At 20.9% G+C, this 11,627-nt stretch carries 11 protein-coding genes; 6 read left to right on the plus strand and 5 right to left on the minus strand.

Features of this window, described 5'->3' with window-relative positions:
* Window positions 1–114 precede the first annotated feature (114 nt).
* The 5 genes from argS to GJT87_RS02145 all read left to right on the plus strand — a co-directional run bounded on the left by argS (window position 115) and on the right by GJT87_RS02145 (window position 5,857).
* On the plus strand, window positions 115–1,836 hold the full coding sequence (gene argS, locus GJT87_RS02125; RefSeq protein ID WP_168895756.1) for an arginine--tRNA ligase: 1,722 nt from the start codon (window positions 115–117) through the stop codon (window positions 1,834–1,836).
* A 33-nt stretch (window positions 1,837–1,869) separates the two neighbouring features.
* Window positions 1,870–2,973, plus strand: coding sequence for a tRNA 2-thiouridine(34) synthase MnmA (gene mnmA, locus GJT87_RS02130; RefSeq protein WP_168895757.1), 1,104 nt, complete (start codon window positions 1,870–1,872; stop codon window positions 2,971–2,973).
* Window positions 2,974–3,095: 122 nt separating this feature from the next.
* Window positions 3,096–4,208: a spermidine/putrescine ABC transporter ATP-binding protein PotA gene (gene potA, locus GJT87_RS02135; protein WP_168895758.1), complete on the plus strand. Its 1,113-nt coding sequence runs from the start codon at window positions 3,096–3,098 to the stop codon at window positions 4,206–4,208.
* Window positions 4,198–5,076, plus strand: coding sequence for an ABC transporter permease subunit (locus GJT87_RS02140; RefSeq protein ID WP_168895759.1), 879 nt, complete (start codon window positions 4,198–4,200; stop codon window positions 5,074–5,076). Before potA ends, GJT87_RS02140 begins: the two co-directional genes overlap by 11 nt.
* Window positions 5,069–5,857, plus strand: coding sequence for an ABC transporter permease subunit (locus tag GJT87_RS02145; protein ID WP_168895760.1), 789 nt, complete (start codon window positions 5,069–5,071; stop codon window positions 5,855–5,857). Before GJT87_RS02140 ends, GJT87_RS02145 begins: the two co-directional genes overlap by 8 nt.
* Before the next feature lie 23 nt (window positions 5,858–5,880).
* On the opposite strand, the gene mutM is transcribed toward GJT87_RS02145, so the two are convergent.
* The 5 genes from mutM to rpmH all read right to left on the minus strand — a co-directional run bounded on the left by mutM (window position 5,881) and on the right by rpmH (window position 10,277).
* Complete coding sequence (gene mutM / locus GJT87_RS02150; RefSeq protein WP_168895761.1) at window positions 5,881–6,699, minus strand: bifunctional DNA-formamidopyrimidine glycosylase/DNA-(apurinic or apyrimidinic site) lyase; 819 nt, start codon at window positions 6,697–6,699, stop codon at window positions 5,881–5,883.
* Window positions 6,700–6,723: 24 nt separating this feature from the next.
* Window positions 6,724–8,094: a tRNA uridine-5-carboxymethylaminomethyl(34) synthesis GTPase MnmE gene (gene mnmE / locus GJT87_RS02155; protein ID WP_168895762.1), complete on the minus strand. Its 1,371-nt coding sequence runs from the start codon at window positions 8,092–8,094 to the stop codon at window positions 6,724–6,726.
* A gap of 6 nt (window positions 8,095–8,100) precedes the next feature.
* Window positions 8,101–9,708 carry a membrane protein insertase YidC gene (gene yidC / locus GJT87_RS02160; RefSeq protein WP_168895763.1) on the minus strand — a complete coding sequence of 536 codons (1,608 nt, stop codon included), beginning with the start codon at window positions 9,706–9,708 and terminating at the stop codon, window positions 8,101–8,103.
* 63 nt (window positions 9,709–9,771) lie between these two features.
* A complete protein-coding gene (gene rnpA, locus GJT87_RS02165; protein WP_168895764.1) occupies window positions 9,772–10,116 on the minus strand; it encodes a ribonuclease P protein component in 345 nt (114 codons plus the stop codon).
* Between the two features lie 20 nt (window positions 10,117–10,136).
* Window positions 10,137–10,277: a 50S ribosomal protein L34 gene (gene rpmH / locus GJT87_RS02170; RefSeq protein WP_168895765.1), complete on the minus strand. Its 141-nt coding sequence runs from the start codon at window positions 10,275–10,277 to the stop codon at window positions 10,137–10,139.
* A gap of 194 nt (window positions 10,278–10,471) precedes the next feature.
* On the opposite strand from rpmH, the gene dnaN reads away from it, so the two are divergent.
* Complete coding sequence (gene dnaN / locus GJT87_RS02175) at window positions 10,472–11,593, plus strand: DNA polymerase III subunit beta (protein ID WP_168895766.1); 1,122 nt, start codon at window positions 10,472–10,474, stop codon at window positions 11,591–11,593.
* Window positions 11,594–11,627: the final 34 nt, after the last annotated feature.

Here is an 11,627-nt window from a genome sequence, read left to right on the forward strand (position 1 = left end):
ACAGTATGAAGAAATTCATTATTTGAAGTTACAATATTAGTAATAAATATTATTTTAAATCGAATAATGATATTATAAATAATGATTTATATATTACATATTATAGGCATATAAATGAATATTAAAAAGATATTATCTGAATATATATACAATGCTATGATAAAAGCAAATATACCACCATATTATAATGTTATTTTACGTAAATGTAAAAATATCAAGTTTGGTCATTATCAAGTTAATGGTATTATTTCTGCTGCTATAAATATGAAACTTAATCCGTATGATCTTGCTAAAAAAGTAAATAATAATATTATTGCTACTTATATCATAAAAAAAACAAATATTTCTGTTATAGGACATATAAATATTTTTATTAATAAAATATGGTTATCAGAACAACTAGATAAAATTTTATCTTCTAAAAGGTTAGGTTTAACAAAACAAATTAAGTCACAAAATATTGTAGTTGACTACTCTAGTCCTAATATAGCAAAAGATATGCATATTGGACATTTAAGATCAACTGTATTAGGAGATTCTGTAGTTAAAATTTTATCTTTTATAGGACATAATGTTATACAACAAAATCATATTGGTGATTGGGGCACACAATTTGGTATGTTAATCGCTTTTTTAAAAGATAAACATTTGAAACAACTGTCTATAACTAATTTAAATGAATTTTATAAACAAGCACAAATAAAATATAAAAATGATGTTATTTTTGCACAACAATCTCGTAAATATGTTATGCAATTACATAAACAAGATTCATATTGCTTAAAAATATGGAAACATATTGTATATATTACTATGGAAAATAATTATCAGTTATATAAAAATCTTAATATTTCTTTGAATCATACCCATACTATGGGCGAAAGTCAATATAATCACATGCTTCCACATATAGTTTTAGATTTAAAAAATAAAGATTTAGCTATTCATAGTCAAGGAGCTATTATTGTACCGATTTATAACGATAAAAATCAAAATATTGATAATATTATAATTCAAAAAAGTGATGGCGCATATTTATACGCTACTACTGATATTGCCTGTATAAAATATAGAGTAAAGATGCTACATGCTGATCGCATTATATATTATGTTGATACACGTCAAAAACAATATTTACAAAATATATTTTATATTGCAAAAAAAGCCAAATATATTAATAAAAATGTAATATTAGAACATCATATGTTTGGCATGGTTTTAAATAAATTACATAAACCATTCAAAACAAGAGAAGGACAAAATATTAAATTATTAGATCTAATTAATGAAGCTATTAAACGTTCGAAAAAAATTATTTTAAAAAAACAACCCAATATAAAATATGATAAGTTACAACATCTAGCTCATATAATAGGAATAGGTGCTATTAAATATGCTGATTTATCGAAAAACAGAACATCTAATTACATTTTTAATTGGGAAGAAGCTTTAAATTTAGAAGGTAATACATCATTATATATTCAATATGCATATGTTAGAACTATTTCTATATTAGAAAAATCACATATGGAACAACAAAAAATACAAAAAAGTAAAATCATATTAACAAATTTAAATGAAATMAATTTAGCTATACATTTATTAGAATTTGAAGAAATAATATTAAAAATTGCACAAAATGGCACTCCACATATATTGTGTAATTGGTTATATAAAATTGCTGTATTATTTTCTGTTATATATGAAACATGTAATATATTACATCAACAAAATAATACTATCAAAAAAAGTAAATTAAAAATCACTTTAATTACTTCACAATGTATTAAACAAGGATTAAAATTATTAGGTATTCAAACTATGAAAAATATGTAAATATATATTTTATATATATAAAGATTATAAAATATGAATAGAAAATTTAAAAAAGTTATTATTGCAATGTCTGGTGGAGTAGATTCTTCTGTTGCTGCTTGGTTATTAATTCAACAAAATTATCAAGTAGAAGGACTATTTATGAAAAATTGGGAATATAATGATCATAATAGTCATTGTAATATCACACAAGATTTACAAGATGCGACTAATATTTGTAAAAAATTATCTATTCCTTTACATAAAATTAATTTTGCGTCTGAATATTGGGAATATGTATTTCAAAATTTTCTTGTAGAATATCAAAAAGGTTATACACCTAACCCTGATATTTTATGTAATAAAATTATTAAATTTAAGTATTTTATGTATTTTGCTTTACAACACTTAAAAGCAGATTTTATTAGTACTGGACATTATGCAAGATGTAAAAAAATAAAAAATAAAATATATTTATTAACTAGTATTGATAATACTAAAGATCAAAGCTATTTCCTTTATACTCTTACACAAGAAAAATTAAAAAAAATTATATTTCCTATTGGAGGATTAAAAAAAATAGAAGTAAGATATATAGCAAAAAAATTAAACTTTATTAATGCAACTAAAAAAGATTCTACAGGAATTTGTTTTATTGGTGAAAAAAAGTTTGATGTTTTTTTAAATAAGTTTCTTACAACACACCCAGGTAATATTATTGATATTAACGGCAATTATTTAGGCAAACATAAAGGTTTAATACACTATACAATAGGACAAAGAAAAAATATAGGTATAGGTGGTTTAAAATCTTATAGCAAACAAGCATGGTATGTATATAAAAAAGATATAGTAAATAATATTTTAATAGTAGTTCAAGGAAATAATAATGTATATTTATTATCTATTGGTTTAATTGTTATAGATATACATTGGATTAATAATATTATTGTCTTGCCAAAAAAAATAGCACTTAAAACAAGATACAGACAAAAAAAAGTATATTGTCAAATATTTTCCTATATAAAAAATAAAATAAAAGTTTATTTTTCACAACCTATATCTAGTATTACACCAGGACAATCAGCAGTTTTTTACACTAAAAATATTTGTCTAGGTGGCGGAACTATTATAAATAATATTCCATTAATACGATAAAAAATAATACTGTATTTTTTTTTTATAAAATAAAAAATATAATTTTATTTATTATTACAATTATTATTGTATAATAATGCATTCGAATATTTTACTCACATATTTAATAATATATTATTATAATGATTGATATTCATAAAACAAAAATAGTTCAATTACATAATGTAAGCAAATCTTATAACCAAAAAAAAATAATATCTCATTTTAATTTAACTATTTATCATGGAGAATTTGTAACTTTATTAGGACCATCGGGATGCGGGAAAACGACTATTTTAAGATTAATTGCTGGTTTAGACATGGTAGACGAAGGATACATTATATTAAATAATACAGATATTACACATCTATCAGCTGCACAAAGACAAATTAATACTGTTTTCCAAAGTTATGCATTATTTCCACATATGTCTGTATTCGATAATGTAGCATTTGGTTTAAGAATGCAAAATAAACATAATCAAATTATTAATGATAGAGTAATTAAAATACTACACATGGTACAATTAAAACAATTTATGTATAGTAAACCACATGAATTATCAGGAGGACAACAACAAAGAGTAGCTATAGCTCGAGCTATTGTTAATAAACCTCGTATATTATTATTAGATGAATCATTATCTGCATTAGATTATAGTTTACGTAAAAAAATGCAAAGTGAATTAAAAACATTACAACGAATTTTAGGTATTACTTTTATTTTTGTTACACATAATCAAGAAGAAGCATTAACTATTTCAGATCGTATTATTTTACTAAATAAAGGAGTAATAGAACAAGATAGCACGCCAAAAGAAATGTATGAAGAACCTAAAAATTTATTTGTTGCAAAATTTATAGGCAATATAAATATATTCTATGCTACAATTATTAAAATTTTATATAATAAACAAGTGCAAGTAAATCTAGAAAATTTTATATGTAATGTTAAAGTTTTATTCCCTATTTCTGTAGGTGATACAATATATGTTCTTATACGTCCTGAAGATTTGCGTATCACAGCAATTACTAAAAAAAATAATTTGAATCGAAAAGGTCTAGTAGGTTATATCAAAGAAAAAAATTATAAAGGCATGACATTAGAACTTATTTTAGAACTAGAAAATGGGAAAAATATTATTGTAAATGAATTTTTTAACGAAAATGATCCTTATTTTGATCATTCATTAAATCAAAAAATGTTAATAACCTGGGTAGAAACATGGGAAGTGACATTACCTTATGAACAATAAAAATTTATTATATATTAAAAAACTTATATGTCTTATTATTATARGTTGGATATTATTATTTATTATTTTGCCTAATATTTTAATAATTATTATTAGTTTTATGCAAAAAGATTATGTTCACTTATTTAGAATGCCTTATACTGTTAAAAATTATTTAAATCTTTTAAATTTTGTATATTTAAAAATTTTTTTACATTCTATGTATATATCATTAGTCACAACTATAATATGTTTAATTATTGGTTATACTTTTGCATGGTATTTAGCACATATGTCTATTACAATGCAATCCTTAATGTTAACTTTATTATTTATACCATTTTGGATAAATTCGTTAACACGCATATATTCTTTAAAAATTTTTTTTAGTGTAAATGGTTGGTTTAATAAAATTTTAATTTATTTACATTTTATAAAATATCCTATACATATTATTTATACCCCCATAGCAATAATTTTAGGTTCTATATATATATTATTGCCTTTTATGATTATGCCTATATATACTTGTTTAAAAAAAATAGATAAATCTTGTATAGAAGCTGCAAAAGATCTTGGAGCATCACCATATAAAATATTTTTATATATTATTATACCATTAACTAGTCCAGGCATTATTGCTGGATGTTTACTAGTATTATTACCTTCGATTGGAATGTTTTCAATTGCAGACTTAATGGGTGGTTCAAAAAATTTATTAATAGGCAATATTATCAAAAATGAATTTTTAAATATTAGAAATTGGCCATTTGGTGCCGCTCTTAGTAATATTATAACTATTATTACTGTAATATTTTTATTATTATATTGGAAATTAAAATATATATATAATAATCATACATATAAAGGTATAACTAATAATGTATAAAGAAATTTTTAAAGATGTTTTTAAAAATCTTTTTTTATTTTTAGTTTATGTATGGTTATATATTCCTGTAATTATTTTAGTAATAAATTCATTTAATAAATCTATTTTTGGTATAGAATGGCAAGGTTTTACCATTAAATGGTATGTTCTTTTTTTACATAATTATTTATTATTACAAGTAACATATCATACAATATTATTAGGTATATGTTCCGCAACTATAACAATAATATTAGGATTATGCATAACATTATCTTTACAGTATTTACATGCTTATATTAAATTATTTATTAATATATCTATGGTAACTATGATATTATCTCCAGATATCGTATTAGCTATATCATTATTATTATTATTTATGCTAATTCATTTCCCACTAGGTTTTTGGTCACTATTATGCGCTCACGTAACACTTTGTTTACCATATGTAGTTATTACTATGTGTGCTAGAATAAATAGTTTTGATGTATTAATATTAGAAGCAGCAAAAGATTTAGGTGCAAATGATTTTATTATTTTAGTAAAAATAATATTACCATTAATTTTCCCGACTCTTATTTCTAGTTGGTTATTAAGTTTTTTATTATCTATAGATGATATTACAATATCTTCTTTTGTTAGCAATCCAGAATATGAAACTTTACCATTAAGAATTTATTCAATGGCTAAATTAGGCACTACTCCTGAAATTAATGTCTTAGCAACTATATTAATAGTAATTTCTATCATATTATTAATTATAAGTAAATTATGTTTAAAAAAATATTATAATTTTTAATATAAATTCTTGTTTTAACATAATTATTTTTGACAATATATACAAAAAAAACTACTCCTGTTTCTTTGCAAAATTTTTTGGATTATATTTTTTTGACATTTACAACATAATTGTTTAGCTTTATTATAAATACACAGATATTGTGTAAATTTCCCGATATTTTGATTAGGTTGTTTATAATTACTAATAGTTGTACCACCATATTTAATGGATTTCATTAATATTTTTTTGGTATAAATAACTACTAATTTAACCTCATTATAACACAAACTATTACTTTTCCTAAATGGTAATATTTTAGAAAAAAATAATATTTCATTAGCATATATATTTCCTATACCAGTAACAATACTGTTTGTCATTAATAATACTTTAATTGGCATTTTACTATATTTTGTTTTTTGATATAAATAAAAAGCATTAAATTTATCATGTAATGGTTCTATACCTAATTTTTGTAAAAAATTATTCTGTATATAATATTGTGTTTCCCATAACCAAAACCCAAATTTTCGTGGATCATTATAGCGCAATATCCAATTATTATTAATAATTAAATCAATATGATCATGTTTAGTAGGAGCAATAAGATTTGTTTTAAAAATTATTAAGTTTCCTGTCATTCCTAAATGAATTATAATGGTATTATATAACAATATTAAAATAATATATCTACCTTTTCGTTTGATATCTATAATTTTTTGATTATTAATAGTACTAATTTCATCAGGAATATTATATCTTAACTTATTAGTTCTAACAATAGCAAAACTAATGATTGTATTTTGTAATTCTTTTTTTATTAATTGTTTAATAACTTCTACTTCTGGTAATTCAGGCATTAATATTTACTCATAATATGATTTTTATTTACCAACACAAAAACTCGAAAAAATATTATCTAATAAATTTTGTGATGTGAATTTTCCAATAATAGAATCTAATTCTATTTGTATTAATCTAAAATTTTCAGATAATAATGTTATATCTATATATTTTTTTTTAGTAACAAACATTTGTTTACTTTGTTCGACAAGATTATATATATTATTAAATATATTGATATATCTTTGTTTAGATGTAAATTGGTTCTCATTATTATTTTGATAAATAATATTATCTTTAATATACTTCATTAATAATGATATTCCTTGTTTGGTATGTACAGATAATGTGATATTAGTCCAACCATCTTTAACCTGAATATCAGCAATACTATTAGTAAGATCTATTTTGTTTCTTATAATAATAGCACATTTTTTATTTATATTTTTTTTTAAGGTATGTAAAAATTTCGATAACTGAATTTCCGTAATCATATCTTCTACAACTAAAAAAATATAGTTAGAATTATTAATTTCTTCAAAAGTTTTTTTAATGCCAATAGATTCAATATAATCTTCTGTTTTTCTAATACCGGCTGTATCAACTAAATTAATTAAAACAGAATTAAAATTAATTTTTGTTGATAAAATATCTCTAGTAGTACCTGGTATATTAGTAATAATAGATATATTTTTTTGTGCAAGTAAATTCATCAAACTAGATTTTCCAGAATTAGTTGGACCAATTAAAGTAATTTTTATACCTTCCTGTATTTGAAGATTACATAATAAATATTTTATTATTTGTTTAATTTTTATAGATAAATAATCAATTATTTTATAAATTTTTTCATATAATTGTTTTTCATTATATTCCATAAATTCTATATTTGTTTCTAATATAGTTCTAATCTTAATTATATTATTATTAATTGGTTGTATTAATTTTAAGAATTTACCATTCATTAAATTTGTAGCAGCAAAGATAGCCGCTTGAGATTCTGCTGCTATTAACGCAGCTACAGCTTCTGCTTCTAATAAATTAATTTTTTTATTTAAAAAAGCTCTTTCTGTAAATTCACCAGGATTAGCTATTCTAATACCTTTAATATTCATTATAATATCATGTATTAACATTTCTAATAAAATAATTCCACCATGACAATGCAATTCTAATATATCTTCACCAGTAAAAGAATATGGTTTTGGAAACCATAATACTATACCTTTATCAACTATAGTATTTTGTAAATAAAAAGGTAAATAATATGCGTATCTTGGTTTCATGCTTGTAATATGTAAAATATATTTTATTACATAATATGATTGTTGTCCTGAAATACGTATTATTCCTATTCCTCCTTTCCCTAAAGGAGTAGCGCGTGCGATAATAGTATCGTTAAAAGTATTCATAATATTTTAATTTATTTTATTACGATAAATATAGTTTTGTTGTAATATAGTGATGAAATTACTAATTATATAGTATAAAATTAAACCAGATGGAAACCATAAAAAGAAAATACCGAATACAAATGGCATAATATACGTTATATATTTTTGTGTTAAATCAATATTTTGATTATGATTATTACTAGATATTTTTTGTATATAAAAAATTGTGATACTCATAATAATCGGTAGTATATATAATGGATCTTCTGCAGATAAGTCTTTTATCCATAATAAAAATGGCGCATGTCGTAACTCAATAGCATTAACCAACACATAATATAATGCTAAAAAAATTGGCATTTGTATTAAAAAAGGTAAAAATCCTGTTAATGGATTTAATTTTTCTTTTTGATATAATTTGATTAACTCTTTATTTAAAATCTTTTTATTATTTTTATATTGTATCTTTAATTTTTGTATTTTCGGTTGTAGTATACGTATACGCATAATATTCATATATTGTATTTTAGATAAAGGATATGTAATTATTCTCACAATACATGTAATTACTATGATAGATAACCCCCAATTTTTTGTAAATATAAATATATAATTTAATAATATAAATAATGGGCGTGATAAAAACCATAAATAACCATAATCTATTGTTGTAAAATTTAAAGGGACTATTGTTGTTATCTTTTGTGTGATTTTAGGACCTAACCATAATTTCGTAGATATACAGTGTATTTGTTTTGGTAAAATAATATTATAAAATGTTACGGATCTAATACTGATTAGATCATGTTTAATTTTTTTAGTATATATAATACTATGTTGCTGAGTTGGCAATATCCAAACAGTCGCAAAATATTGCTGTATAATAGAAAACCAACCGCCATTATTAGTATATACATACATATTCTGTTTATTTAAAATTTTATTAAATAAATATTTTTGATATTTTATGTATGGGATAGAATATATTATTCCTCTAAATGTTCTAGTAAAAAAATTCATATATTTTTGATTTAAAAATGGTAATAATTTAGATGGTGTTTGTTGTAGTTCATTTAATATTTGTATATTGAAAGTATTGTTTGTATTATTAATAATTTGATGATCAATTTTAACTAAAAAACTATTTTTTTTAAAAATAAAAGTTTTTGTATATACAATATTTTTATATACATAAAAGAATGGTACTTTTAATATATTATCTTTAGTTAATTGATAAAAAGATGATGATGTAAAAAATTTTACTTTTCCAAATAATCGATCTGGAATATGTAATTGATTAGTTTTAATAATAAAACTATTAGCTGCATATATATAATTTTTTGTATTATCTAACAAGGTTAAATAATTCGAAGAATGTAATGTATTTTTATAATTTAATAATTTTGCTGTTATAATATTAGCATTATTTAAATTTATATATAATAATAATTTATCAGTTTTAATAATAACATAATTGTTATTAATTAAATGTGATTTTTTTTTATATTCATAAATATTATTTATAATATGTTGTTTATRATAAACATCACTAATTTTTTTTATAAAGTATATAGTAAATAATATACTTAATAAACATAATATAAATATAAAAAATTTTTTTTTAAAATCCATTATTTATGATCTCTATTTTGCATTATATATTATATTTAATAAATTTAATAAATAAATATTATTTTACGTATTTTTTTCTAACAAAATATTTAAATAATTTTGTAAGGTTTTCTGTTTAACATGTATAATATTTCTATTATGAATTATCATAATATAATCCATGATAGTTATTATATGCTGATGCAAACGAAAATATTCACGTATTATTCTTTTATGTTTATTTCTCATATGTGCATATACAATATTTTTTTTAGAAATAATAATACCAAGACGTGAATATTTAAATATATTTTGCTGTACTAATAATAGATAATATTTGTTACTATATTTTGTATGATGTTTAAATATATGACAATAATGCTTGTTAGTATATAAACGCTGTTTTTTTTTAAAAGCAAAATGTAACATAATAATATGAAAAATTTTTATTAATCAGATACACTTAAATGCACACGTTGTTTACTGCGACGACGATTAATAATATTACGACCATTTTTTGTAGACATTCGATTTCTAAAACCATGAGAACGTTTACGTTTTAATACAGAAGGTTGAAAAGTGCGTTTCATAATTTAACCTAACAATTTAATATATCTACTATCATAAAGTTTTTTATATATAAATTCAATAATAATTATTTTATAAAATATATAATTAGAATATTAGTGCTTTTAATTAAATTAGTATATAATATAACTTATATAAAAAATAAATTTTTAATCATCAYATCTTTATTCTATAATAGAACCAGTATGAATAAATTATGCAATATCATATTATTATTAATCGTGAAATTTTAATTAAACCATTACAATATTTAACTAATATTATTAATAATCGTACTACTACAAATATTATACAAAATATTATCTTATGCATACAAGATAATGGAATTATGCTTTTAAAAAGTTCTAATTTAGAAGTAGAAATCGAAATAACTATTCTGTTACAAAATTGTAATTATAAAAAATATATTATTGCTATACCAGGAAAAAAATTTTATAATATATGTCGTAGTTTACCTAATAAAACTAACATTAATATGTTATTTAATGAGGATAAACAAGTACAGATCTCTACAACAACATGTAATTTTATTATATCTACCATATCTGCAGATAATTTTCCTTATATTACACCTTGGGCTAGCAAAATCAATTTTGTGATTAAACATATTATTTTAAAACAATTAATACAATGTACTTTATTTTCTACCGCATTAAATGATATTAGACAATATTTAAATGGTATTTTATTGCATATAGAAAAAAATATTTTAAATATTGTATCTACAGATGGATATCGTTTATCTTTATATAGTATTAATATGAATAAATTTTTTGAATCTTATAAAGTAATTATTCCTCGCAAAAGTATGGTAGAGTTATTACGTATACTAAATAATACTGATCAAAACATATATATTAATATCAATACAAATAACATTAGTTTTACTGATCAAAATATAAAATTTACTTCTAAACTTATTAATAGTATTTATCCAGATTATACACAACTAATCCCTATAAAATTTTTGAAAACTATTATAATAAATAAACTTAATTTTCAAAATGCATTAACACGTATTTCTATATTAGCAGATGAACATATTAAAGGAGTTACTTTAAATATAAGAAATAAAAAATTAAAATTGATTACTAAAAATATTAATAATGAAATAGCAGAAGAAACGTTAAATATTGAAGAAGAAAAATATCCAGAATATAATATTAATATTTCTGTTAATATAAATTATGTGTTAGATGTTATTACTGTACTAGATAGTAATAACATAAAAATCTCATTTATTAATGCTCATTCGAGCATTAAAATAGAAGATAATAATACAAATAAAATTTATTTAATTATGCCTATGCAAATTTAAAGTATTTTCTTATAAAACTATTCATTTCACATAT

Source organism: Enterobacteriaceae endosymbiont of Macroplea mutica, from assembly GCF_012571345.1.
Lineage (GTDB): Bacteria > Pseudomonadota > Gammaproteobacteria > Enterobacterales > Enterobacteriaceae.

Excerpts from the sequence above, each read along its gene's own strand:
- mnmA (WP_168895757.1), top strand. The coding sequence starts at position 1,870 with ATGAATAGAAAATTTAAAAAAGTTATTATTGCAATGTCTGGTGGAGTA.
- potA (WP_168895758.1), top strand. The coding sequence starts at position 3,096 with ATGATTGATATTCATAAAACAAAAATAGTTCAATTACATAATGTAAGC.
- GJT87_RS02145 (WP_168895760.1), top strand. The coding sequence starts at position 5,069 with ATGTATAAAGAAATTTTTAAAGATGTTTTTAAAAATCTTTTTTTATTT.
- mutM (WP_168895761.1), bottom strand. The coding sequence starts at position 6,699 with ATGCCTGAATTACCAGAAGTAGAAGTTATTAAACAATTAATAAAAAAA.
- mnmE (WP_168895762.1), bottom strand. The coding sequence starts at position 8,094 with ATGAATACTTTTAACGATACTATTATCGCACGCGCTACTCCTTTAGGG.
- rnpA (WP_168895764.1), bottom strand. The coding sequence starts at position 10,116 with ATGTTACATTTTGCTTTTAAAAAAAAACAGCGTTTATATACTAACAAG.
- rpmH (WP_168895765.1), bottom strand. The coding sequence starts at position 10,277 with ATGAAACGCACTTTTCAACCTTCTGTATTAAAACGTAAACGTTCTCAT.
- dnaN (WP_168895766.1), top strand. The coding sequence starts at position 10,472 with ATGCAATATCATATTATTATTAATCGTGAAATTTTAATTAAACCATTA.